General features: G+C 48.2%; 23 protein-coding genes. 3 read left to right on the top strand and 20 right to left on the bottom strand.

All coding sequences use genetic code 11. The features are described from left to right. Window positions 1-8: 8 nt before the first annotated feature. The 5 genes from ispH to ribF all read right to left on the bottom strand — a co-directional run bounded on the left by ispH (window position 9) and on the right by ribF (window position 5,869). Entirely contained in the window at window positions 9-962 is a 954-nt protein-coding gene (gene ispH / locus PSI15_RS05880; RefSeq protein WP_273582720.1) for a 4-hydroxy-3-methylbut-2-enyl diphosphate reductase, read from the bottom strand. Beyond that, window positions 943-1,413, bottom strand: a complete 471-nt coding sequence (gene fkpB / locus PSI15_RS05875) for an FKBP-type peptidyl-prolyl cis-trans isomerase (RefSeq protein ID WP_045968720.1) — start codon at window positions 1,411-1,413, stop codon at window positions 943-945. The genes ispH and fkpB overlap by 20 nt, the downstream gene beginning before the upstream one ends. 159 nt (window positions 1,414-1,572) lie before the next feature. Beyond that, a complete protein-coding gene (gene lspA / locus PSI15_RS05870) occupies window positions 1,573-2,085 on the bottom strand; it encodes a signal peptidase II (protein WP_273582719.1) in 513 nt (170 codons plus the stop codon). Next, window positions 2,085-4,898, bottom strand: coding sequence for an isoleucine--tRNA ligase (gene ileS, locus PSI15_RS05865; RefSeq protein WP_273582718.1), 2,814 nt, complete (start codon window positions 4,896-4,898; stop codon window positions 2,085-2,087). The genes lspA and ileS overlap by 1 nt, the downstream gene beginning before the upstream one ends. Window positions 4,899-4,924: 26 nt before the next feature. Further along, on the bottom strand, window positions 4,925-5,869 hold the full coding sequence (gene ribF, locus PSI15_RS05860) for a bifunctional riboflavin kinase/FAD synthetase (RefSeq protein WP_045968726.1): 945 nt from the start codon (window positions 5,867-5,869) through the stop codon (window positions 4,925-4,927). A gap of 348 nt (window positions 5,870-6,217) precedes the next feature. On the opposite strand from ribF, the gene rpsT reads away from it, so the two are divergent. Next, window positions 6,218-6,478: a 30S ribosomal protein S20 gene (rpsT, locus tag PSI15_RS05855; RefSeq protein ID WP_045968728.1), complete on the top strand. Its 261-nt coding sequence runs from the start codon at window positions 6,218-6,220 to the stop codon at window positions 6,476-6,478. Between the two features lie 102 nt (window positions 6,479-6,580). On the opposite strand, the gene nhaR is transcribed toward rpsT, so the two are convergent. The 4 genes from nhaR to dnaK all read right to left on the bottom strand — a co-directional run bounded on the left by nhaR (window position 6,581) and on the right by dnaK (window position 12,385). Then, window positions 6,581-7,507 (bottom strand): transcriptional activator NhaR, encoded by a 927-nt coding sequence (nhaR, locus tag PSI15_RS05850; RefSeq protein ID WP_273582717.1) that lies wholly within the window; start codon window positions 7,505-7,507, stop codon window positions 6,581-6,583. A gap of 168 nt (window positions 7,508-7,675) precedes the next feature. Next, window positions 7,676-8,857, bottom strand: a complete 1,182-nt coding sequence (nhaA, locus tag PSI15_RS05845; RefSeq protein ID WP_273582716.1) for a Na+/H+ antiporter NhaA — start codon at window positions 8,855-8,857, stop codon at window positions 7,676-7,678. A gap of 373 nt (window positions 8,858-9,230) precedes the next feature. Next, window positions 9,231-10,370 (bottom strand): molecular chaperone DnaJ, encoded by a 1,140-nt coding sequence (dnaJ, locus tag PSI15_RS05840; RefSeq protein WP_273582715.1) that lies wholly within the window; start codon window positions 10,368-10,370, stop codon window positions 9,231-9,233. Window positions 10,371-10,474: 104 nt separating this feature from the next. Beyond that, entirely contained in the window at window positions 10,475-12,385 is a 1,911-nt protein-coding gene (gene dnaK / locus PSI15_RS05835; RefSeq protein WP_273582714.1) for a molecular chaperone DnaK, read from the bottom strand. 301 nt (window positions 12,386-12,686) lie between these two features. Here dnaK and satP point away from each other — a divergent pair, with 301 nt between their 5' ends. Further along, the gene (gene satP / locus PSI15_RS05830; RefSeq protein WP_273582713.1) at window positions 12,687-13,259 is read left to right on the top strand and encodes an acetate uptake transporter; all 573 of its coding nucleotides are present in this window, start codon (window positions 12,687-12,689) and stop codon (window positions 13,257-13,259) included. Between the two features lie 55 nt (window positions 13,260-13,314). Here satP and PSI15_RS05825 read toward each other — a convergent pair whose 3' ends face one another. The 11 genes from PSI15_RS05825 to PSI15_RS05775 all read right to left on the bottom strand — a co-directional run bounded on the left by PSI15_RS05825 (window position 13,315) and on the right by PSI15_RS05775 (window position 25,368). Then, complete coding sequence (locus PSI15_RS05825) at window positions 13,315-14,586, bottom strand: MFS transporter (RefSeq protein WP_273582712.1); 1,272 nt, start codon at window positions 14,584-14,586, stop codon at window positions 13,315-13,317. A 247-nt stretch (window positions 14,587-14,833) separates the two neighbouring features. Then, window positions 14,834-15,406: a flavoprotein gene (locus PSI15_RS05820; protein WP_273582711.1), complete on the bottom strand. Its 573-nt coding sequence runs from the start codon at window positions 15,404-15,406 to the stop codon at window positions 14,834-14,836. A 7-nt stretch (window positions 15,407-15,413) separates the two neighbouring features. Further along, entirely contained in the window at window positions 15,414-16,280 is an 867-nt protein-coding gene (locus PSI15_RS05815; protein WP_273582710.1) for a metallophosphoesterase family protein, read from the bottom strand. 35 nt (window positions 16,281-16,315) lie between these two features. Continuing rightward, on the bottom strand, window positions 16,316-16,780 hold the full coding sequence (locus PSI15_RS05810; RefSeq protein WP_273582709.1) for a group II truncated hemoglobin: 465 nt from the start codon (window positions 16,778-16,780) through the stop codon (window positions 16,316-16,318). 38 nt (window positions 16,781-16,818) lie between these two features. Then, window positions 16,819-17,688 (bottom strand): hypothetical protein, encoded by an 870-nt coding sequence (locus tag PSI15_RS05805; RefSeq protein WP_273582708.1) that lies wholly within the window; start codon window positions 17,686-17,688, stop codon window positions 16,819-16,821. Between the two features lie 33 nt (window positions 17,689-17,721). Next, window positions 17,722-18,858 carry an acyl-CoA dehydrogenase family protein gene (locus PSI15_RS05800; protein ID WP_273582707.1) on the bottom strand — a complete coding sequence of 379 codons (1,137 nt, stop codon included), beginning with the start codon at window positions 18,856-18,858 and terminating at the stop codon, window positions 17,722-17,724. Between the two features lie 31 nt (window positions 18,859-18,889). Further along, a complete protein-coding gene (locus PSI15_RS05795) occupies window positions 18,890-19,627 on the bottom strand; it encodes a thioesterase II family protein (protein WP_273582706.1) in 738 nt (245 codons plus the stop codon). Beyond that, the gene (locus tag PSI15_RS05790; RefSeq protein WP_273582705.1) at window positions 19,617-21,278 is read right to left on the bottom strand and encodes a GMC family oxidoreductase; all 1,662 of its coding nucleotides are present in this window, start codon (window positions 21,276-21,278) and stop codon (window positions 19,617-19,619) included. Before PSI15_RS05790 ends, PSI15_RS05795 begins: the two co-directional genes overlap by 11 nt. Next, window positions 21,275-23,554 (bottom strand): non-ribosomal peptide synthetase, encoded by a 2,280-nt coding sequence (locus PSI15_RS05785; protein WP_273582704.1) that lies wholly within the window; start codon window positions 23,552-23,554, stop codon window positions 21,275-21,277. The genes PSI15_RS05790 and PSI15_RS05785 overlap by 4 nt, the downstream gene beginning before the upstream one ends. Beyond that, window positions 23,554-24,672, bottom strand: a complete 1,119-nt coding sequence (locus PSI15_RS05780) for a condensation domain-containing protein (protein WP_273582703.1) — start codon at window positions 24,670-24,672, stop codon at window positions 23,554-23,556. Before PSI15_RS05780 ends, PSI15_RS05785 begins: the two co-directional genes overlap by 1 nt. 501 nt (window positions 24,673-25,173) lie before the next feature. Further along, window positions 25,174-25,368, bottom strand: coding sequence for a hypothetical protein (locus tag PSI15_RS05775; RefSeq protein WP_273582702.1), 195 nt, complete (start codon window positions 25,366-25,368; stop codon window positions 25,174-25,176). Window positions 25,369-25,444: 76 nt separating this feature from the next. Here PSI15_RS05775 and PSI15_RS05770 point away from each other — a divergent pair. Further along, window positions 25,445-25,639 (top strand): transposase family protein (locus PSI15_RS05770; RefSeq protein ID WP_273582701.1); only part of this gene is annotated, 195 nt, incomplete at its 3' end.

The following is a 25,639-nucleotide window of genomic DNA, read 5'->3' as shown; positions in this document are numbered from 1 at the left end:
CTTTTAAGCTAATTAACCTCTTTCACCTCAAGGCGTAACTCTTTTGGTACTTCGAAAACAATATTTTCTTCCCGGCCATGCAGTTCGTCTACCGTTTTTGCACCGAACGTTTTCAGGCGTTCAATCACCTGTTGTACCAAAATATCAGGGGCAGATGCACCCGCCGTGACACCCACTGCGCTCACGCCGGTGATCCACGCTTCTTGGATGTCCTCAGCAGAATCAATTAAATAAGCCGGTTTTCCCACGCGTTGTGCCAGTTCGGCCAAGCGATTAGAGTTTGAGGAGTTTTTCGAGCCGACAACCAAAACAACATCAGCCCCCAATGCCAAATCACGTACCGCTTCCTGCCGGTTCGTTGTGGCATAACAGATATCATCTTTGCGTGGGCCGATAATCTTGGGGAATCTTGCATTAAGCGCATCAATCACTTCTGAAGTGTCATCAACAGAGAGTGTCGTTTGGGTCATAAAGCAGAGGTTATTCTCATCCTTGACTTGCAGTTTCCACACATCTGCCGGCGATTCCACCAGATACATGCCACCTTGAGGATTATTGTATTGCCCCATGGTACCTTCCACTTCGGGGTGACCGGCGTGGCCAATCAGGATGGCTTCTTTGCCTTTGCGACTCGCCCTTGCCACTTCCATATGCACTTTGGTGACCAGCGGGCAGGTTGCATCAAACAGCATGGTTAAATCACGGGAGCGGGCTTCTGCACGAATGGCTTGGGAAACACCATGTGCAGAGAAGATCAAAATGGCACCATCAGGCACTTCTGCAATTTCTTCGATGAAAATAGCGCCGCGTTTTCTGAGGTTTTCAACCACATAACGGTTATGGACGACTTCATGACGAACATAAATTGGCGCACCGTACAATTCCAGTGCGCGTTCTACGATGCTGATAGCACGATCAACACCGGCACAGAAACCACGCGGGTTAGCCAGCAGTATTTGCATGGGTTTCCTCCAACTGAGGGTCAATTTCCAACACTTCAATCTCAAAAGTGATGTTTTGTTCAGCCAGCGGATGGTTAAAATCAACGGTAATGGAGCCTTCCGCCACTTCTTTGACAAACCCCGGCATTTCACTGCCATTTATGGCGGTAAATAACATGATGGTTCCCTCTTCTGGGATACCGGCATCGGAAAAATCACGGGGCGTGAAATATTGGACTAAATCAGGGTTGTATTTGCCAAAAATGGTTTCTCCGGCCAGCGTAAACTGATGTTTATCATTGACTTTCAAACCAAGAAGCTGTTCTTCCAGCGGGGCAGAGAGACTACCATCACCGAGGCGGAATAATGCGGGTTTGCCCTGACTGTAAGTCGAGTCTGCCGTAGAGCCATCATCCAGCTTTAATGTGAAATGTAATAAAACTGCACTGTGCGCTTGCACCTGCATTGACATGTTGCTCAAACCTTTTACTTAAAAATGATTGCAAGTATACCGCTATCGGGTATCGATGAAATTACCCGCGCCTTAACAAGATAAGGCGCGGTTTTATTATCATTTTTTCAATGACCGTGTTTTCAATAAATAAGTTTTCAATGACTATGTTTTCAAGGGCTAAGCTTTCGAGGCGACTTTTTTATCCTTGTCATCCGGGCTGATAAAGCTCTCGATGATAATGAGCGCAGCCCCGATGCAAATTGCAGAATCTGCAATATTAAAGGTAGGAAAATGCCATTGGCCGACATAAAAGTCGATGAAATCGACAACAAAGCCATGCACCAGCCTATCGAACAAATTTCCCAATGCCCCACCAATCACTAAAGCGTAGGCAATATTGCTCAACTTTTGCCTGGCATTGGAACGATACAGCATGACCAGCAATACAACCGTAATGGCAACGGCCACCAATGCAAAGAACCAACGCTGCCAGCCGCCTTTATCGGCCAGAAAACTAAAAGCTGCCCCTAAATTCTGGGCATAAGTCAGGTTGAAATAAGGGATTAATGGAATAGATTCATACAGCGTGAAATGTTGCAACACTAAGTGTTTGCTGCCCAAATCCAGGATTAATACCACAACAACCAGCCAAAGCCAGCGAAGTCCGGTGGAACAAATGGGTTTACTCATCAGGCAAATTTACGCTCTTCACCGTTACCGGCAACGTTAGTCACACAGCGGGTGCAAAGTTCTGCATGTTCCGCCACCAGCCCCACGTTTTTAGCATAGTGCCAGCAACGTGGACATTTTTCTCCGTCCGCTTTGCGGAAAGCCACTTTCAGGCCAGCAAGTTCGCTTTGCTGTGCATTCTCATCGGCATCGGCATAAGCAGCCACTTCGGCTTGAGATGTCAGTAGAACAAAACGCAGTTCGTCAGACAGTTTGCCCAGTTTTTCTGCTAATGCTTCATCTGCATAGAGTGTGACAGCCGCTTCCAGTGAACTGCGGATGTGCTTGTCAGCACGCGCCTGTTCCAGAACTTTGTTCACTTCGCCACGTACTGCCAGCAGGTCAGCCCAGAAAGTATCGTTCATATCTTCGCCCTCTGCCAGACCAAACAGTCCGTCATACCACTCTTCGGTGAAGACATATTGCGCACGTTTACCTGGCAGTTCATGCCAAATTTCATCCGCCGTGAACGACAAAATTGGCATCATCCAGCGCACCAGCGCTTCTGCGATATGGAACAGTGCCGTCTGGCAGCTACGACGGGCAAGGCTGTCACTTTTCGCGGTGTACTGGCGATCTTTAATGATATCCAGATAGAACGAACCCATTTCCACGGAACAGAACTGCATCAAGCGTTGCACCACGGAATGGAAATCATACTCGTCATAGTATTTAAGGATATCGGCCTGTGCTGCCTGAGCGCGACCGACGGCCCAGCGATCCAGCACCACCATCTCTTCGGCTTTTACACCATGCTCTTCCGGGTTGAAACCATTCAGGTTTGCCAGCAGGAAGCGTGCAGTGTTGCGGATACGGCGGTACGCATCGGCAGAGCGTTTCAGGATCTCGTCAGAAACCGCAATTTCGCCGCTATAATCGGTAGAGGCGACCCACAAACGCAGAATATCTGCGCCCAGTTTGTTCATCACATCCTGCGGGCTGATGGTATTGCCGATGGATTTGGACATTTTACGCCCTTGTTCATCAACGGTGAAACCATGAGTCAGCACTTGGCGGTAAGGCGCTTTGCCTTTGATCGCCGTGGACAGCATCAGTGAAGACATGAACCAGCCACGGTGTTGGTCAGAACCTTCCAGATAGATATCGGCTGAATGGCCGTTGAATTCCGGACGCGCATCTACCACCGAAGAGTGGGTACTGCCTGAATCAAACCAGACATCCAGCGTATCTGGCGTTTTGGTGTAATCAGCGGCCTCATCGCCCAGCAGTTCTGCGGCGTCCAGATCCCACCAGGCCTGAATGCCATCAATTTCGACGCGCTTGGCAACTTCTTCGATCAACTCAGCGGTACGAGGATGCGGTTCTTGGGTCTCTTTATGGATAAACAGCGACATGGGCACGCCCCATGTGCGCTGGCGGGAGATACACCAGTCCGGACGGTTTTCTACCATGGATTCGATCCGCGCTTGCCCCCAGCCGGGTATCCACTGAACATCGTTGATCTCTTTCAGGGACTGTTCGCGTAAGCCGTTTTTATCCATGCTGATGAACCACTGCGGGGTTGCACGGAAGATAATCGGTTTTTTGTGGCGCCAGCAGCAAGGGTAGCTGTGCTGGATTTTTGCCAGATTCAGCAGTGCGCCTTTCTCTTTCAGCAATTCAACGATGATGTCGTTCGCTTTGAAAACAAATTGCCCATCCAATGAAGGATAAGTGCCGGAGATAAAGCAGCCATTCGGACCTACCGGGTTGGCGATCTCTAGGCCATATTTTAAGCTGATGGAGTAATCGTCAGGGCCGTGACCGCCTGCGGTATGGACGGCACCGGTACCCGCTTCCAATGTGACGTGATCACCGAGGATGGCAGGCACATCGAAGCCCATGAATGGGTGATTGAAACGCATCAGCTCCAGATCGGCGCCGGCGCAATCCGCCAAGACTGCCCATGCCGTGATACCGGCACGCTGCATCACGCTTTCGACCAGTTCCGCCGCCAGAATCAGGCACTCGTTGTCAACTTTGACCAACTGGTAGCTAATTTCCGCACCCAAGGAAATGGCACGGTTTGCCGGTAATGTCCACGGGGTGGTTGTCCAGATGACCAGAGAAACCGGCAGCCCTTGGGGTTGTACACCGAATTTGGCATACACGGCATCGGCATCAACCGCCGCAAAGCGCACGTCAATAGACGGGGAGGTTTTATCGTAGTATTCCACTTCCGCTTCGGCGAGGGAGGAACCGCAATCAGTACACCAGTGAACGGGTTTTACGCCTTTCAGCAAATGCCCATTTTCGATAATGCGGCCCAGTGCCCGAATGATGTCAGCTTCGGTTTTGAAGTCCATGGTCAGGTAAGGTTTATCCCAATCGCCCAGAACACCCAGACGCTTGAAGTCCGCTTTCTGTGCTTCGACCTGAGTCATGGCATATTTGCGGCACTCAGCACGGAATTCAGCAGCGGAAAATTTTTCCCCCGGCTTGCCGATAATCTGCTCAACCTTAAGCTCAATGGGCAAACCGTGGCAGTCCCAGCCGGGAATATAAGGCGAATCGAAGCCGGATAGCCCTTTGGACTTAACAACAATATCTTTGAGAATTTTATTAACTGAGTGACCAATATGAATATCGCCATTTGCATAGGGAGGGCCATCATGCAAAATAAACGTTTTCTTGCCAGATTTTGCTTTTCGAATGGCCTGATACAAACCTTCTTTGTACCAACGGTTCAACATATCGGGTTCGCGCTTGGCTAAATCCCCGCGCATAGGGAACCCTGTTTCCGGTAAGTTCAGGGTATCTTTGTAGTCACTCATTATAGATTCTCAGTTCCAATTTTCCGCTAGATACATGACTCGGATCGCTGCAAGAGATAGTTTCTCGCAGCAACCACATCATTTGCGATTTGCTGTTTAAGCGCATCAAGCGACGCAAATCGCTGCTCATTACGCAATTTTTTGCGTAATACCACATCGATATGACGCCCATACAGATCCATTTGGGTATCAATCAAATGCACTTCAAGTTGCAGGCCTTGACCCGCAACCGTGGGGCGATTGCCTATGTTCGCCACTCCCGGCAGGGGTTTATCACCCAATCCGTGGACTTCAACCGCATAAACGCCCTGAACAGGCGCCACCAGACGTTTCAACGGTAAGTTAGCTGTGGGAAAACCGATGGTGCGTCCCAATTCTTTACCGTGCACAACTCTGCCGCTTATGCTGTAAGGATGCCCCAGTAATATTTCGGCTAAGGCCAGATCATCACTTTGCAGTGCCTGACGAATAGCTGTACTGCTGATCCGAAGACCGCTGTCACAAAAACTGTCTGTGCTGGCGACATCAAAATGGTATTGTTGACCTGCTTGCTGCAAGTAGTGGAAATCGCCAAGGCGATGTTTGCCAAACCGGAAATCATCCCCTATTGCCAGAAACTTAACACCCAGTTTTTCAACGAGCAACTGTGAAACAAAGGCTTCAGGCGAATTGGCGGCAAAATGGTTGTCAAATTTCACACATAACAGATAATCAACGCCATTTTGGGCGAGATACTTTATTTTATCTCTCAGCCTTGTCAGGCGGGCTGGCGCTTTATCCGCCACAAAAACTTCCAGCGGCTGCGGTTCGAAAATCATGACCATCGTCGGTAATCCGAGACGCTGCCCTTCTTGCTTCAAGTGTTTTAATAAAGCCTGATGCCCACGATGGACACCATCAAAATTACCAATCGTCAGCACGCAACCATGGTGACGCGCCCGGATATTGTGTATACCGCGAATTAGCTCCATAGCTGGCTCAATACCGTGGAAATTGCCGGATTATACCTTGTACAAAGCGCAAGGTTAACCCACGATCACAAAGGGTTTTAATTAATAACCTGATTCATACAATAAAAATAGGCCAGACACCCGAAAAATATTTAATTTATCGCATTTCTCCGGGATTCATGCAGTTTTTTATTGCGAAAGACTGTATTCCCTCTCAGTAAGCTGATAAAATCCCGCCCCATCACAACGTAACCAGCGTCGCTGTACAACGACGCTTATTTGCACAAATCCATTGACAAAAGAAGGCTGAACAGGCATATTCCTCGGCCTTTGAATTGTCCTCGATAGAATATATTTGGGAGTTGGACCTTGGCTAATATCAAATCAGCTAAGAAACGCGCCGTACAGTCTGAGAAACGCCGTCAGCACAACGCAAGCCGTCGTTCTATGGTGCGTACTTTTATCAAGAAAGTATACGCGGCTATCGCTGCTGGCGATAAAGAAGCTGCACAGAAAGCATTCAATGACATGCAACCTATTGTTGATCGTCACGCCTGTAAGGGTCTGATCCACAAAAACAAAGCAGCACGTCATAAATCTGCACTGTCAGCGCAAATCAAAGCAATGTAATCATTGTTTTGGTTATGCTAAAAAAACCGGCTTTAAGCCGGTTTTTTTGTACCTGTCGGTATTAACCCATCGATTTTAAGATCATGCTTTTACATCATCACCTTAGCGTAATTTTTCAGGGCGACTTTTGGGTGGCGAACTGAATAACGCAGAAAAGTCTTTGTTACACACGCGCTGGACTGCCGGATGCTGGATCATGCGCTCGGCAAAGATGACGTAATACTCTTCCTGTACCGTATCTAATCGGCCTATCTCAATAATATCGCTGTCAGCGAAAATATCATTGGCATAGAAAGAAGGCGCAATGAAAATGGCATTGTGATACAGACCAAAGGCTTTCATCAAGGCGGCATCATCAAATTCGCCCAGCACTTCAACTTGCAGGTTTTTATTGCGTATCCATGTCAGGAGCTTTCTGCCCAGCATAGAGCGGCGACCCGGAATTAATAAACGGCGCTCTTCCAGACATTCTGGAAAGGGCTTTTCCGGGATCGGCTGGCGGCAGTAAAAACTGATATTGCATTCTCCCAGTTTCACTGAAAACAACCCTTCCTGTTGCGAAGAATCCACCGGACAGTCGGAAAGGATCATATCCAGTTTATGCTGGCTCAGTTGCTCAAGCAGCATTTCATGGGTCGATTCAAAACACCGTAAGTGGATTTTTTCATGCTCCACAACGGTGGTTTCCAATACCTTGCTGACTAAACGCTTGGACAGTGCATCAGCAACGCCCACATCAAACAGCAGGTTTGCTTCCCGGCTGTAAGTCACGATGTCCAGCATTTCCTGGCTAAGTGTAAACATTTTATCTGCATAGCGGAAAATCAACTGCCCCAGTTCTGAGGGCACTAAACCTCTTCCCTGACGCTTGAATAATTTCCCACCCAGACGCTCTTCCAACGCTTTTATCTGCCCGGTAATGGTTTGTGGTGTCAGGTATAGCGCTTCTGCTGCCCCCACAACGGAGCCTTCCTTGCAAACGTGCCAAAAATAATAGAGATGGTTAAAATTTAAATGTGAAACCCGCATATATTTATCCTTGTGTATTGCCTCACATCTGTACAACAGCAGTGACCATACATTTCAGGCCGCCAGATGATGGCGTTTTCCTATTTTCCTATTGATATTAACAGGATGAATTAATTCGGAAATTCTTTCTGATTTTGGGCTTAAATTAATCTATTCATTGGCTTTTGGCTACGCTTTTTTCTGCAATACTTTTTTGGGTAATAGTCTGTTCAGTAACCCATAACCGACGACAGCAGCAGTAGTAGATCCTATCAATATACCCAAGCGGGAGTAAGTACTGAAGGTGTCATTGAAACCTTCAAATGCCAGAGCAGAGATGAAAATAGACATGGTAAAACCGATCCCACACAGTACGGAAACTGCGAAGATGTGTTTCATGCCAATTTTTTCCGGTAACTTAGCCACTCCCAGTTTTACCGAAATCCAGCTAAACAGGAAAATACCCAATGGCTTGCCAATAAACAGGCCAAGTGCAATGCCTACAGGCAACATACTTGTTAAGCCATCTAATGTGACACCCTGTAATGAAACACCGGCATTGGCAAAAGCAAACAGTGGCAGGATTAAATACGCGACCCACGAATGCAGTTCATGCTCCAGAGCTTCGGAGGGGGAGCCACCTTTTTTGTCACGAAGCGGGATCAAGAATCCAACGATAACGCCCGCTAATGTGGCATGAACACCCGATTTTAAGATGCACACCCATAACACCACGCCAACAATCAGATAAGCGGATGTTTTAGCGATTCCCTTCCCATTCATCCAGGCCAACAGCCCAATCATGATGATTGCCATACCTAATGCAGCCAAAGATACTGTTTTGGTATAAAACAAAGCAATAATTATGATGACACCTAAATCATCAATAATCGCCAGCGCCAGCAAAAAGACTTTTAATGCAGTGGGAACTCGCTTCCCCAGCAACGCCATGACCCCTAGCGCAAAAGCGATATCGGTTGCACAGGGAATTGCCCAACCTTGTCGAGTGATTTCATCACTGCCATTAAACAGCAGATAAATCAAAGCAGGCGCCAGCATGCCGCCAAGCGCGGCGATAGCGGGAAAAATGGCTTTGTCACGGCCGGCAAGCGAGCCTTCCATGAGTTCCCGTTTTACTTCCAGCCCGACAATGAGAAAAAATACCGCCATTAATCCATCATTTATCCACAATAATAATGGCTTGTTGATTTCTAATGCGGCGAATTGCACCGCAACAGGAAGGTTGAGAAATTGATGATAAATACCCTGCAATGGCGTATTTGCCATAACCAGCGCAATAACGGCCGCGATGATGAGAAGGAGGCCTCCTGCAGCCTCTAATTTTAAGAATTGGCGAATGATTGCTGTCATGGATAAATTAACCTATGAAATTGATCAAGGTCGTGAATATTATGACAGTTATGATATCGGAAAAAACAGATTATTTGTGCTATATAGATCGTTATATTCGAGTTGTTACATAATTAAATAATGTTTTTCGCAATATTGATAAGCTACACGGCATAACAGAATAATTTTCAATCATTATTTCTATTAACGACATAAGTAAAACCATCCATGACAACGTTACTTTTCCTGTTTGTTCTTGGTGCAGCTATATTAAGAAATAATTTAATTGATTGAAAAAACAAAGAAATTGATAAATGAAAAATCCCCCTGAACATCAATAAATTAAAAGAATGATCAGGAGGAGTCATAGTCAGATTTTTTGCAAAGTATAAAATTACTTCGTCAAATCATCAAAAAATTTTTTCACGCCATCAAGGAAACTCTTGGAGCGAGGACTATTGGTTTCCCCCCCTTTTTCGCCAAAAGACTCACCCAGTTTACGCATCAGCTCTTTTTGCTCTTCGTTCAGCTTAACCGGTGTTTCTACCACCACACGGCACAACAAGTCGCCCTGAACGCCGCCACGGACGGATTTAACCCCTTTGCCTTTCATGCGGAACAGTTTGCCAGTCTGGGTTTCCGCAGGGATTTTCAGGTTGACGCGACCATTAAGGGTAGGGACTTCAATTTCGCCGCCCAACGCCGCGGTTGCGAAGTTGATCGGCACTTCACAATAGAGATCGCTGCCATCACGCTCGAAGATATGGTGCGCTTTGACCTGAACCTGAACGTACAAATCGCCGGATGGTGCACCTTGTTCACCTGCTTCACCTTCACCGCTTAAGCGAATGCGATCGCCCGTGTCAACGCCGGCCGGAATTTTAACCGACAGCGTTTTGTATTTTTCAACGCGACCATGCCCATGACATTTACCACAAGGTTCTTTGATGACTTTGCCGCGCCCGTGACACTGAGGACAAGGCTGTTGAACCGCGAAGAACCCTTGGCGCATCTGAACTTGGCCTGCACCGTGACAGGTTGGACACGTTTCCGGGCTGGTACCTGCTTTGGCGCCGCTGCCATGACAGGTATCACAAGATTCCAGTGTGGGAATACGGATCTCTTTGGTCACACCACGGACAGCTTCTTCCAGAGTTAACTCCATGCTGTAACGCAGGTCTGAGCCACGGCTGGGGCGCTGCTGACGACGGCCACCACCGAAAATATCGCCGAAAACGTCACCAAAGATATCGCTAAAGTCAGCACCGCCGCCGCCGAAACCACCTGCACCACCGCCCATGCCACCCTGTTCAAAGGCTGCGTGACCATATTGGTCATAAGCGGCGCGTTTCTGAGGATCGGTCAGGATTTCATACGCTTCTTTAATTTCTTTGAATTTGCTTTCTGATTCTTTATCACCCTGATTACGGTCAGGGTGATGCTTCATTGCCAGCCGTTTATAGGCTTTTTTGATCTCTTTTTCGTCTGCGGTTTTGGAAACGCCCAAAACGTCGTAATAATCTTTTTTTGCCATCGTATTGTCTACCCTTAACACGCACGCACGGGCGTGGAGTTACCTCAACGCCCGTGCCAGTTAACAAGTAACAGGCGCCCTGTTACTTTGCCCGCTAAGGGCTATTATTTTTTATCTTTAACTTCTTCGAATTCAGCGTCTACAACGTCGTCTTCTTTCTTCGCGTTGCTTGCGCCGGCATCAGCAGCACCCGCCTGGGCTTGCTGTTGTGCGATTTCCAGCAGTTTCTGGGATGCTTCGACCAGTGCTTGGATCTTCGCTTCGATTTCCGCTTTGTCTTCGCCTTTTGCCGCGGTTTCCAGCTCAGAAGTCGCTTTCTCGATGGCCGCTTTATCGTCCGCTGCCAGTTTGTCACCCGCTTCTTCAACTTGCTTACGGGTGCCGTGAACCAGTTGGTCAGCTTGGTTACGGATCTGAACTAGCTCTTCAAACTTACGGTCAGCTTCTGCGTTTGCTTCTGCATCACGTACCATCTGCTGGATTTCTTCTTCGTTCAGACCAGAAGATGCCTTGATGGTGATGTTTTGCTCGCGACCAGAGTTTTTGTCTTTCGCAGAAACGTGCAGGATGCCGTCAGCATCAATATCGAAAGTCACTTCGATTTGTGGCGTTCCGCGTTGTGCTGGCTGAATACCATCCAGATTGAACTGACCCAGAGATTTGTTATCGCTGGCACGTTTACGCTCACCTTGCAGTACGTGAATGGTTACCGCAGACTGGTTGTCTTCCGCTGTAGAGAACACTTGGCTATGCTTGGTTGGGATAGTGGTGTTCTTGGTAATCAGGGAAGTCATCACGCCGCCCATGGTTTCGATACCCAGAGACAGTGGAGTCACGTCCAGCAGCAGCACGTCTTTCACGTCACCGGCCAGTACACCGCCCTGAACCGCAGCACCCATCGCAACGGCTTCGTCCGGGTTCACGTCTTTACGTGGTTCTTTGCCGAAGAAATCTGCAACGGCTTTCTGCACCATTGGCATACGGGTCTGACCACCAACCAGAATAACATCCTGAACGTCAGAGACAGACAGGCCAGCGTCATTCAGGGCAACTTTCAGCGGCTCGATAGAACGCTTAACCAGATCTTCAACCAGAGATTCCAGTTTTGCACGGGTCACTTTAATGTTCATGTGCTTAGGACCGGTCGCATCTGCCGTGATGTATGGCAGGTTCACGTCAGTCTGCTGGGCAGAAGAAAGCTCGATTTTCGCTTTTTCTGCCGCTTCTTTCAGACGCTGCATGGCCAACGGGTCATTACGCAGGTCGATGCCTTGTTCTTTCTTAAACTCGTCAACCAGATAGTTGATCATGCGGCTGTCGAAGTCTTCACCACCCAAGTGGGTATCCCCATTGGTTGCCAGCACTTCATAGGTTTTTTCGCCATCCACTTCATCGATTTCGATAATAGAGATATCGAAAGTACCCCCACCCAAGTCATAAACAGCGATAGTGCGGTTGCCCACTTCTTTGTCCAGACCGTAAGCCAGCGCCGCAGCGGTTGGTTCGTTGATGATACGCTTAACTTCCAGACCCGCGATACGGCCGGCATCTTTCGTTGCCTGACGCTGTGCATCGTTGAAGTAGGCCGGCACGGTGATAACCGCTTCGGTGACAGGTTCACCCAGATAATCTTCTGCGGTTTTCTTCATTTTCTTCAGAACTTCAGCAGAAACCTGTGGTGGTGCGATTTTTTGGCCTTTCACTTCCAGCCATGCGTCGCCGTTATCCGCTGCCATGATTTTGTATGGCATGATAGAGACGTCACGCTGCACTTCTTCGTCTTGGAAACGACGGCCAATCAAACGTTTGATGGCGAACAGCGTGTTTTGCGGGTTAGTAACAGCCTGACGTTTAGCTGGTTGACCAACCAGAGTTTCACCATCCTGAGTATACGCGATGATGGAAGGTGTAGTACGATCACCTTCACTGTTTTCAAGCACACGCGTGGTTGTGCCGTCCATAATTGCTACACAAGAGTTGGTAGTTCCCAAGTCGATACCAATAATTTTACCCATCTAAACGCCTCCACAAAGAATTCATATATTCGGTCAAGTTACTAAGCTATATGAGGACGAATGTTTTCTTTTCAATGGCTCGGTTTGCCAGAAATTCCCCATTTTGTTTTTCAGCTTATGCCGAAATATTCAGCAGTAACTGTAGTTGAGACTTAGATGGGGTCATTCATTTCATCATCAAGGGGGGAATTGAAAAAAAATTGAGATTTAATAAAAAAATTTTTCTCAGGCCATTGTGTCATTGATGTCATCCCATTATGATTCGCCGCTTTTTATAATTTCTGTATTTTCTAGGGGAAGTATGCATTCTAATCAGTTGGCGAACCCAGGCCCATTGGGTTTAATGGGTTTTGGCATGACAACCATTTTGTTGAATCTGCACAATGCCGGTTTTTTCCCATTGGCATCCGCGATTTTGAGCATGGGCATTTTTTATGGTGGTTTGGCTCAGGTGCTGGCCGGCATCTTTGAGTACAAGAAAGGGAACACGTTTGCGGCAACCGCATTTACTTCTTACGGCTTGTTCTGGTTGAGCCTGATCGCATTGCTTTTCCTGCCAAAAATGGGTCTGGCTGAAGCCACCAGCCAGGAGTTCCTTGGCGTTTATCTTGCGCTGTGGGGCATTTTCACGCTGTTTATGTTCTTTGGTACGTTGAAAGCCAACCGTGTCCTGCAATTTGTATTTGCCAGCCTGACGCTGCTGTTTGCATTGCTGGCAATGGGCAATATCACCGGCAATGCCGATATTCTGACCTTTGCGGGTTTTGAAGGCATTATCTGTGGTGCGAGTGCTTTCTATCTGGCAATGGCGGAAGTGCTGAATGAACAATATGGCCGCACTGTTCTGCCCATTGGTGAAGTGAAACACGCTTAACCGTTTTTCAACAGGATGAGCGAATGACGCTCATCCTGTGCTCCCCTCTGCGTTGTTAGATAGATTTTTTCCGCAAGTAACATCCCAATAAAAGACCCACCGCCGATAAGGTCATCATATAGTAGGCGGGTGCCAGTACGGTATAGGTCAGCAGTAAAGTGACGAAGATCGGGGTCAGCCCACCAAAAATGGCATAAGCCAGATTATATGAAAATGAAATGCCACTGAACCTGACTTCTGGCGGATAGCTCTTCACCATGACAAAAGGCGTTGCGCTAATGACGCCCACCGCCAGCCCGACGAGGGCATAAGCGCCAAAGAGTTTGCGCGGTTCGTGGCTGATATTGTGATAAAAAAACCAGGTGGCGGCAGCCAATAAAAGGCAACCGACAATCAGTACAATACCGGCTCCCCACTTATCGCATAAATAGCCTACACAGATACAGCCGATCGCTAATGCGATGATGGCCAGACTGTTTGCTTGCAGAGTCAGTGATTGTTCCAGATGAAATACTGTCTGCATATAGGTTGGGGTCATCAAGATAATGACGACAATGCCGGCAGAAAGCAGCCATGTCAGCAGCATGGAAATTGAAATGGCGCGCTTGTGGTTGAAAACGACAGATTTGAGAGGCAGCTCTTCTGCCAATGCCTTACGTTCCTGCATTTCCTTGAAGACCGGGGTTTCATGCAGCCAGCGGCGCAGGTACATGGCGCACAGGCCGAAAATTCCCCCCAGGAAAAATGGCAGGCGCCATGCCCAATCCAACACTTCTTGCTTGGGGTAAAGAGAGGTAATCAGGGTGGCGACGAGGGAACCAAATAAAATCCCCATGCTCAATCCTGCGGTCAAAATACCACAGGCAAGCCCGATGCGTTTATGGGGCACATGCTCTGCCACAAAAACCCAGGCGCCGGGCACTTCTCCGCCAATCGCGGCGCCCTGCATGATCCGCATCAGTAACAGCAGCACAGGCGCTGCCATGCCGATAGTGTTATAGGTCGGCAACATGCCGATGGCGAGTGTGGGTACGGCCATCATCACGATACTGAGTGAAAACATTTTCTTACGCCCAGCCCGATCGCCAAAATGGGCCATGATGATCCCACCTAGAGGCCGGGCCAGATAACCCGCAGCAAAAATACCAAATGTCTGTAATTGCCTGAGCCATTCCGGGATATCCGCCGGGAAAAAAAGTTCTCCCAAGGCAACAGCAAAAAAGACAAAGATAATAAAATCGTAAAATTCCAGCGCGCCGCCTAAAGACGCTAAGGACAGAGTTTTATAATCCTGTTTGTTTAATGGACGAATGAGATTTTGTGACATAAGTTACCGATTTATAGTTATAAAATAGGATATAAGGTGATTATTTCCAATTATCTTGCCAGAACAAAATAGTTGAAAATAAAACTTATGCTATATTAAAAGATATTTGTTCTGCAATTTTTAAAGAGAACACATTGTAGTGATATGTAGTTTAGATTTGAATCGAGGAAGAGTTTACGGCTATTACTCTTCCACGAGGCGATTAATCTCAGGATTTATTTTGGCAGATGTTTGGGTAAATGTTGTTTCAGTGTAAATGTTGTTTCAGTAATAAAATGACGGTTTCAATCTCCGGTAATGAAGGATGTCCGACCATTCGTTGCAGTGAAACGTCAAAATTTTCATGCCACTTGGGTTCAATGACGTGGTAACCATCATCCCGCAATTGCTTGATATTGCGACGTGTCGCCGGTTTTTCCCACATGACGCTGCCCATCACCGGAAAAAACAGCACCGGAAATGTTGAGGCCAGAATGACCGTCGTTAACCGATTGGGGGCGCCGCCACAGGCAACCGTCGCCAGTGTGTTAGCCGTTGCGGGTAAAACCGCCATCAGATCATGATCCGCGACAATGCGCGAAGGTTTGTCGGTCGGCCAATCGTGTGGCATCTCTCCGCTAATCACCCGATCGGCATAGAGTGCAACGGTTGAGGCGGGTAAAAAAGTGGTGGCAGGCTGGGTCATCAAGACCGTCAAGGTACAGTCGATGGTTGCTTTAATGGCGGCAAGATATTTGGGCAGCAGGGTGATATCCACTGACCCGGTTGCCCCGATTAAAATCCGGGGTTTTATCTGTGGCAGGATTTCATCATTTTTCATCGCTAAATTAGCCTATTATCAGCATAGATGATGGGTGATATTCGTTCGTGTGTTCCAGTAATCCATCCAGTGGCACTAAATAAGACTTCCTGCCATGCGCTTGCCATTCCCGCGGATAGCCCAAAGAGACCTCCAAATGGGCAACATCGTGAATATAGTCGAGATCAGGCAGGTGCAAGTGTCCGTAGACCACCAGACGAACCCCGGTTTTTGATGCCCACTGGTGCGTTTTTTCGCTGCCACACCAAATGGAAAATTCGCGGTTGCGTAAGGATTCGAGCGGCTTACGGATGAGAGGGAAATGGCTGATCAGCACGATATCTTCACCTTCTGGAATGGCGTTCAGGCGTTTTTCGGTATAGTGGATACGTTCCCGACACCAATCGACAATATTTCGGTGGGGATAGGTTTTCAGGAAGAACTCGTCAGAGCTAATGACCCCACAACGCCGGGCGCGTTCGATGGCCTGCTCCGCCGTATAGTCAGCCTCATTTCTGAATGAATAATCGTATAGCGTAAAAATAGGGGCAATGGTCACGGTTGTCCCATTCCCCCTGCGGTAATGGCGAAACTCATCTTCAGGGGTGAGGACATTATGCTGTCGGCAGATATTGACCAGATGTTCATAGCGTGGAACGCCGGGCAACTTTAATTGATCTTTGGGTGTGCACCAGAGTTCATGGTTTCCCGGCGTCCAGACCACTTGGGCAAACCGTTGGAAAAGTGTACTGATAACCCAAGTAAAGTCTGACTCCTGTTCTGCAATATCACCTGCCAGCAGCAGCCAATCGTCAGGCGTGGCCGGCCTGAACGATTCGACTATGGTCCTATTGGTGGCATGAGATACATGCAGGTCACTGATTGCCAACAGCATGAGCTTACCTCTCTATCTCTTCGTTTCTGTAACGATCAGGGCGTGCCCGGAGGCGCTTCTCCCCAGCCCCATTCGGGTACGGTTTCGCGGCGTGAAGGGGCGGCATTGGGTTGAGAATTGGCTTCAGCCCGGCGCGAACCCCATTCGATATAACCGGCAAATGCGGCACGAAATTCAGGATCAGTGGGTAGGCCGATTTCATCGGCTGACTCCATGAGCAACTCGACCCATCTCTTTCTTTGTTCCGGCTGAATGCTTCGGCCTCTGTGGCGGCTCAACATGACTTTGAAGCCCCCACGCTCGTTGGTATAACGTTTTTCCCCACCGAGCACTTCTTCCAACCACATGGCGACATGGCCGGGATGATCGGATTTCATGTTCTTAAACAGCGGGGCAAGGAGTTCATCTTTTTCGACCTTGGCATAAAAGGTACTCATGAGTTTCATCAGCACCTCACGGCCTCCCATCCATTCAAATAAGGTCGGTGTTTCATTTGCCATACATTACCTCTCAATAGGAATATCTTTGTTAATGATGATTACCCCAACTCCAAAGACGCAATGGCTTTGACCTTATCCAGCCGCCCCTTTGGTATGAGATTGCCTTTGTACATTCTGTAGGTGTTAAAAAGCCCCTTTAGCCCATATTCGTTTGCCAGTGGGAGAAAATCGTTGTTATCGGTTTCGGGAACATCAACGGATACCGGTAAACCCGCCGGGATCTGGGCGAATGCGGTCAGGGCCAATGTTTCAACAACGTCGGCGTTATCGGCGAAGAAAGGGCCGATTCGGTAGCCATTTTGTGATCGCCTGATGCCGATGACGCCGGAAATCCCGGTGCTGGAATAAGTGCAAAAGCCATAACGTTCTTTTCCCCAGAACCAATTGGCAAGTAATGCCCCGCGATAAATGCCGGTGCATTCCGCATCATACTGAATGACTTCATCAATATTGGCGGGCGTGATCGGAAGGGCGCCGGCGGGTGGGGTGATTTTTTGCCTGATGATCCCGGAAAGCCGGACATTGCGATAATGAATAGCAAAGCCTCTTTTTCCGTAGAGTTGCGTTTTATCCCAGTTACCATCACAGCCAATGGTGCGGTGTCCGGCATAGTCCATCGACCATTGCCATATTCTGCCGGCACAAACATGGTTGCGGTATTCCGGCAGAATGATGAAATTGCCACCGAACGAATAAGAATCGGAATAACTGACCATCGAGATTGATGCAATGGGGTGGTTCCCACGATAGGCAATAAAAAACGCCGCCGGATCGACATTAAAGAAACAGGCGGCATCGTCCGTATTCATATCCCAGTTTTCGACATTCGCCCAATCGAGAATAATCGCATTCCATTGCCTGACATTGACTGATTGAATGAGACACGACGTAGTGTTTTGCTTATTCATAACCCTTATATCCTCTCCAACAACGATCACGGCTTAAAGTCCCATTGATTTGCTGATGATTTCTTGCAGTACTTCACTGGTGCCACCGTAAATGGTCTGGGCGCGGCTATTCAGCCAATTCTTGCCGGCAATGGAATCACGCAGGTAACCCAAGCCACCGTGCAATTGCAGGCAACGATCGGCCACTTTCATTTGCAGTTCGGTTGTCCACAACTTGATGCGGGCGGCATCGACTAAAGTGAAAAGCCCTTGGTTAAAGCGATCAACGGCGTTATCAAGGTAGATACGGGCGATGTTTACTTCGGTATCTAATTGCGCGAGCATAAAACGGTTGTATTGAAAGGAGCCGATCGATTGATTGAAGGCCGTCCTTGCTTTCACATAGTCGAGGGTGCTCTGCAATATCTGTTCCGCACTGGCCACCGCCACGGTTGAAATGCTGAGGCGTTCGCGCGGCATGGCTGACATAAAGTAATAGTTACCGAGGTTTTCACGGCCAATCAGGTTGGTAACGGGAACCTTGCAATCATCAAAAAAGAGTTCCGCCGTGTCGCTGCCATGCCAGCCAATTTTCTTTAATGGCGCTCCCCTCGTGAATCCGGGCATATCCCGCTCGATGGCCAGCAGGCTGATCCCCTGACCCTGTTTTCCTTCGTCGGTTTTTACCGCGACGACGATCAGATCCGCATTGATGCCGTTGGTAATGTAAGTTTTACTGCCATTGACTCGATAATAATCGCCCTGACGTTTCGCCACGGTTTTGATATCTGCGGTATTGGAGCCTCCGCCGGGTTCCGTCATGGCAATGGCGACGACCCTTTTTCCGCTGCACAATTCCGGCAGCCACCGGTTTTTCTGCTCCCCATTAGCGAGGGAAAAGAGATAGCTGGTCACCACATCATTATGGGCAACGATCCCCGGCACAGTGACACCGGCTTTGATCAGCTCTTCGGTCAGGATCACGGCGAAGCGATAATCATTTTTTCCCCGTCCCCCGAACTCAGGGCTGACAGCCATGCCCAACAATCCTGCCTGACCTAATTTCCCCCAAAAGGATCGCTCAACCAGCCCGTTCTCTTCCCATTTTGGATGTTCAGGCACGATTTCCCGCGCAAGAAATTCACGGCAGGATTTTCGGTAATGATCAAAACTATCAATCTCAATACGCATATTCACTCCAGATTCTTTGTCAGCCTTTGTTTTATTCAGCAGTATTTGTTTTACTCAGCAGTATTTGTTTGATGACATCCCAATGTTGGTACACAGCAAAGTGATCCCCTTCGATATGGATAAGCGAAATAGCGTTCGAGGTGTAACCTTTCCACGCTTCCATATCTGCCAACGTGACATGCCTGTCGTGGGTGGCGGAAATCAGCACCAGCGGGTAATTCACCTGCCTATTGCCAAGCCGGGGAAATTGGCTGCGTATCCGGTAATCATTGCGCAGTTGCCGGATGATGGGTTTTATCAGCGCAGGTTCGTTCAAAATGGCGTCGGGTGTTCCTTGATCCTGTTTGGTTTTCTGCATCAATTGTTCATCTGTCCACTCATGCCGCTCATCGTTGAGTTGACGATGAGGAGGAACAGCGCTGGATATCACGCCAAATAAGGGAGAAGTGCCGTAGTTGCTTATTAGCGCCTGACCCACCGCGAGACTCAGCACCCCACCAAAACTGTGGCCAAAGGTGATCCACTCCGTGATACCCAGCGCCTGTTTTTGTTGCCAATCCGCCCAGATATCGGCAGCCAATCGCTCAATCAGTGAATCGAGATCATGCAGTTCCGGCTCCTTCGCCAGAGCGCCACGACCGGGGATCGCAACGGGCTGCAAGATCGCCGATTGAGTTGCCATCAGATCATTAAGCCAGGGGCGATAAACGGCGGTGGTTGCCCCGGCATGTGGAAAGGCATAAATCACCCGCCTGCAATTAGTGTCCATTTGGCCTCCGCCCTGTTTCTTCTCTCTTTATTGTTTCCCTTTCTATCAAGAAACTGACAATGCGTTCAGCTACCATAATGGTGGTCAGATTGGTTGGCATGGAGGGAATGGTGGGGAACAGGGACGCATCGGCAACGGTGACGCCGGTAATGCCATGTACCTGCCCCTCTTCCTGCGTGGCGCTATCGGGATCACTGCGGAGACCCATTCTGAGTGTTCCAGAGGCGTGCCAGCCCGGATTGACCAGATTCTTGATGGCACTGTTCATGATTTCATTGTTATTAATCATGGAGTGAGACCAAAACTGGATGCCATCAAGGAACACATTCACTTCTGGATGGTGCAAAACCTGCCAGATTTTACGCACTCCGCCGACCAGACGAGCGATATCTGACGGGGTTCGGGTTAATGGCAGATCAATCTGGGGTAATTCTGTGGGGGTGGCCGAACGGATGAAGACCTGCCCGCGCATCTCTGGACGCATCAACATCATGGAAGCGCCCACTAACATCGGATAAGTCACACGATCTCTGAACCCCGGTACGGTGTCGCTGGCAACATTGTTCAGCAAGCCAATTTGTACATCGACGTTTTCGTCATAACCGCTGTTAATGCGGGCAGCAATTTGCCGCCACGGTAATCCGGTGGTACAGACACCGGCTTTGGGGAGCGCCCAGAGTACCACGGAGGCATGGTCAGTGAGATTTCTGCCAACGGCGGGCACGGATGCAACCACAGGAATACCTAATCTGCCCAGATGTTCTGGATCACCTACCCCTGAGCGCTGCAATAAGGTGGCTGAGCCAATCGCGCCAGCGCAGAGAACAATTTGTCCGGCCTGATAAACCCGCTCTTCTCCCGCCTGAATGATTTTTACCCCGGCGGCAACCGTGCCGTTAAAAATGATCTGCGTGACCAAGGCATCGGTTATCACGTGCAGGTTTTCCCTGCTCAGGTTCGGTTCAAGATAGGAACGATAAACATCGACTCTTTCGGCACCATTGATGACATTGGCGGGTACAGGGCCGACGGCGGGATCTTCCCCGACATTGAGATCATTGGCATAAGGCACACCAAGCTGTTCACAGGCACGGGCAAAGGCCCTATCCAGCGGATGGATCTCACCCTGCGGTGGTCTGCGCAGACACATCGGCCCTTGTGAACCGTGGATATTATCGCCGGGATAATCGGTATCATTCTCCAGATGCTTAAACCACGGCAGAACCTGCTGCCAAGACCAACTAGGGCAACCCATTTGCGCCCATTGATCGAAATCGCTCGGAAATCCGCGCAGGGCAATGGCACCGTTGACGGCGGAAGAACCCCCCAGCACTTTGCCCACGCGATAATTAAACGGTTTGCGCTCTTTATGTTTGCGAACCTGTTGCTGGTTACCTTGTTCGTGCACGGGAGGCGCAATCAGGGCGGTAAACCGCTCATCATTGCGCACATTGGCTTCGTAATCCCAGTTATAGCCTTCCAGTACCAGTCTTGACGCATCCCTGAGCGGACTGGCCGGATCGTGTACATCAGATTGGCAGCCTGCTTCAATCAGCAATACCGACTTCATGCTATTTTCGGACAAGCGTGATGCGGCCACGCAGCCTGCGGAACCGCCACCGACCACGATATAATCGTATGTTTTGGTCATAGCTCATTCACCACTTGAGATTGAACAAGGGTTTCGATGATGCGAGAGAAAGATTGAATATTGGCATTCATAAACAGCCCTTCGATGATGTCCTGCTCGCCAACGGGCGTAATATTAAATTCCTGTCGCAGTGCACTCAGTAAACCCACGGCGTGCAGTGAATCACCGCCAATATCAAAAAAGCCATCGGTGACATCAAAATCATCATGCTGGAGTTGTGCCTGCCAGAGTTTCAGGATCTTGGCTTCTATCTCATTCGCGGGCTTGACCGGCGCATCAGCGTGTTCTTCGCTGTCAGACCAAGGGGCAGGCAGTGCTTTACGGTCAATTTTTCCATTACTGGTTAATGGCATATGCGGCAATAAGAGGTAATAACTGGGCACCATGTAAGAGGGCAATGTTTTGCGGGCAATCTCCCGTAGCTGCTCCTGAAAATGCGCCGGATCAGCCAGTGTTTCTGGTGCTTCGGGCACAATATAGGAAACAATATGCCGTTGGCCGGTTTTGGCATGAACCGGGGCATCAATGACAACATGGCTGGCGTTTTCATGGGTCAGGAGGCAGGCCTCAATTTCACCTAATTCAATACGGTAGCCATTGATTTTTACCTGATTATCTTCACGTCCTAAAATTTCGATCAAACCTCCGGCAATATATCGCCCTAAATCGCCGGTTCGGTACAGCCGTTCGCCCGTCACCGGATGGGTAATAAAGCGCAGTGCAGTTTTTTCTGCGTCGCCCAGATAACCTTGGGTCACGCCGTCGCCGCCAATATAAAGCTCTCCGGTCACCCATTTGGGGCAGGGAAGGAGCCAATTATTCAAAACATGGAACCTTTGATTTGCCAGCGGCTTGCCATAAGGAATGCTTTTCCAGTTTTTATCAATTTCTTCAATGGGATAATGGATCGACCAGATAGAGCCTTCAGTCGCTCCGCCAAGGCTGATAATCGCCGTCTCTGGCAGACTCTCCCGAATACGTTCCGGTAGATCGACTGGTATCCAGTCCCCGCTCATCAGGATTAACCTTAAGGGGCTTTCAGACAGGGCGGAACCATTTCTGTCTACCAATATTTTCACGGGTGCCGGCACACTATCCCAGATAGTAATGTGATGTTTGATCAGCAGATCTAACCAGATTTTGGGATCATTGGCGGTTTCAGGCAGGGAAAAAACCACTTTTCCGCCCACGCTCAATAGCCCGAAATAGTCATAAACGGACAAATCAAATCCGGCCGGTGCGACCGACAACACGGCATCTTTTTCGGTGACGCGGAATTTGTGATTAATATCAACCACCGTATTGGCGGCATTACGGTGGGAAGCCATGACGCCTTTCGGTTCTCCGGTGGAGCCAGAGGTAAAGATGACATAGGCCAGATCATCCAATCCCTGAATGGATGACATGGTCGCTTGTTCTGTATCCCTCGCGCCGGACACCGGACACTCATCCAGATTGATACGGAGTAAATGAGGGAATTCATCATGGGCAAAAACCGTGCTGTCAGTGACAATTCCCTTGGCTGAACAGCGGCGGAGTAAACTCATCCGGCGTTCAGCAGGAAGCTGGGGATCAATGGCGACGTAGGCCGCTCCTGACATCAGCACGCCCAGTAACCCGATGACCAACGCCGGGCTTTGTGGCAGGGAAACCGCGACAATATCACTGGCATCGATTTGAACGGAGGCTCGCAGTTGTTGTGCTACGGCATCAGCTTTACTGACCATTTCTGCGTAGGTGACCTGCTTGTCACCCTGAATCAGCGCAATGGAATGAGGGAATTTGGCGGCGGCCTGTAACACCATTTCATGCAGGGGTTTGAGATCAAATTCGGTATCCGTTGCGTTGGCTTGTGCCCGCTCTATCCGATCTGAGTCCGGCAATGGCACCAAGGGGATGTTTTCATCCCAGACGGAATCCTCTTCGGCACACGTCGCCAGCAGCGCCATATACGCATCCAACATGGCTTCCACCATGCCGTCAGGGAATAACTCATTGACGGTGTTCCAGTTAATCTGGACAAGATCATCAACCCGGACAACCTGGTTCTCTAGCCAGACTTGCGGGGTTTGGTTACTGCTATAAACTTGGGTCGCTTCCGTCCAACCGGTATCGGTGACTACGTTGTCCAAATCCGCTGTCAGAGTATTGCTAAAGACAACCGGTGCGGTGGCTGCCCGGTTACCATGATTCCGGCGGGTCAACTCCCGCAGAACCTGAACACCATTATGGGAACAGTGCCAGCGATTCAGCATCAGATCAGTCTGGATCTGCACTAAACGATCATAGAGGCTTTCTTCTCCGGTTCCCCCGACGCCCAATAACAGCGGTGCAGGAAGTTGCCGACCATATTTTCAATGCCAGCAAAATAGGGGCGGCGGCCAAATTGCGTGATTGTCAGGGTAAACGTTTGACGTTTCGACCATTGACGCAGCACTTCTGCGTACAGACCGAGAAGCACGGTTTCCAACGTGAGCTGGCGTAATTCCGCTTTTTTCCGCAGAGCGAATAATGTTTCAGCAGAGATTTTTCGGCTGTAACGTTTAAATACAGGCGGAGAAATGATCTCTGGCGCATTTTTTAACGGTAATTCGGGTGGTTGAGGTAAACTACCTAACTGTTTCTCCCAATAGGTTTTATCACGCAGCCCCTGCGGTTGTCCCTGTAAATAACGTTCTGATTTAATATAACGGTGGAAACTGCTGTTATCAGGTAAAACAGACAGTTTATGACCCTGATAAATTTTCCACCAGTCACGTAATACCAACCGGACACTATGAATATCGACAAACATCAAGTCGAAATAAATATGCAGGCGGGTAATATCATTATTAAGTAGGGTTACCCGTATATCAAATGTGGGCGCTTTATCCATAGGTAATAATTGCGTTTCCATTTCCTGACTAAATATTGCCAGCATTTTATCTTTTTCTGAATCTGACCATGCCCTGCCATCCTGAATAGAAATGGTATAGGTTAATGGCATAGGTAAAATCTTTTGCTGACCGTCCGAAGATAACGTTGCCCGTAACATGGGGTGGTACTCAATAATCTTATTCAGGGCCTGATTTAATAATGCGATATCTAAAGATTTTATATCCCATTCGGTATATAGGCAGCTTGTCAATCCTCCCAGCTCTAGCCCAGGATTACGCCCAATCAAATAAGCATATTGAATATCAGTTAATGGAAAGTCTTCTGTTTCAGTGACTTCCACATGTGTTGTTATTGGAATAGGGGAATTTAAGGGTAATACATTATTGAGTATATCCTTAATCTGTTGTGTTAATTGAGGAATTTCTATTTCTGTATTTTCATTTTCTTGTTTATATAATTCAGGAGAAACAGAAAATTGTAATCCAGATTCTTTTAATGCCTTGAGAAAAAGCTGCATACAGTAGCTCCTACATTTGACCGAGGATTTAGAGTTTCTCTATGTAATATTCTATTTTGTTTATGACTATTTTTACTGATGAAATAAAACCTTATGAAAATATAAATGAACGGTTTGGTTAGTTATCCGATTTTGCCTGAAGGGTATTTGGCATCTAACATTAATTCAACAAGTTTATAACTACAGGACATATCTAATAACGATTTGTAATGAACAATTTTTATTTGTTGACTTTTATGTTTTCTTTAACTAATTGAATTTATGATTTTTTGTTTTTTATGGAGATGAGGATGAGTTTTTTATTTCACACAAGGTGAGTTTTTTCTGATCCGGAGGGTGATAAAGAATATGCTGCTGTGTTCTATTTTTAAATACGAACTTAATGGGAAGAAAAGTCTAAGTTCAGATTATGGTAACAAACTCACAACAGCATACTTAATGATAAGCAATTAAAGGATTTTATTCCGCAAGAGTGATAATCCCGATATAAGTTAATTACACTTAATATTTTTTCTTGTGTAAATGGGCATCAAGCAGGATTGGAATCAGAGCTACCATCGCTAATAGCGCACTGACCCAACCAATTGAAGGTAACCCATAACCTGCTTTTATGGCTAATCCACCCAATAAGGGCGCTAAAGTAATCCCAAGCTGGAAAGCGGACACATTGGTTGCTCCGGCCCAGAGCGCGAGCATACTTTTGGGTTCATCTCTTGAATGAAACCTAATGTCATGATCTAATAACGATTATTTCTTGCTGGCTGCCCTGCTCATGACACTGATGGAACACTTATCCGTTGTTAAAGAAATCCGCTCCGAAACCAATCGTAAGCATGATCTGATTGATGTCATTTTTCTTGTTATCAGCGCCATTATGGCGGGGGCTGAAGGTTGGCAAGATATTGAAACCTATGGCAATGCTAAAATTAAATGGCTGAGGGCATATCGTCCTTTTCTCAGTGGGATA

This window comes from Xenorhabdus sp. PR6a (genome assembly GCF_028599065.1).
GTDB classification, from domain to species: domain Bacteria; phylum Pseudomonadota; class Gammaproteobacteria; order Enterobacterales; family Enterobacteriaceae; genus Xenorhabdus; species Xenorhabdus doucetiae.
Note: the sequence above shows the minus strand (reverse complement) of the source record. Positions and strands in the feature narration are given on the sequence as shown.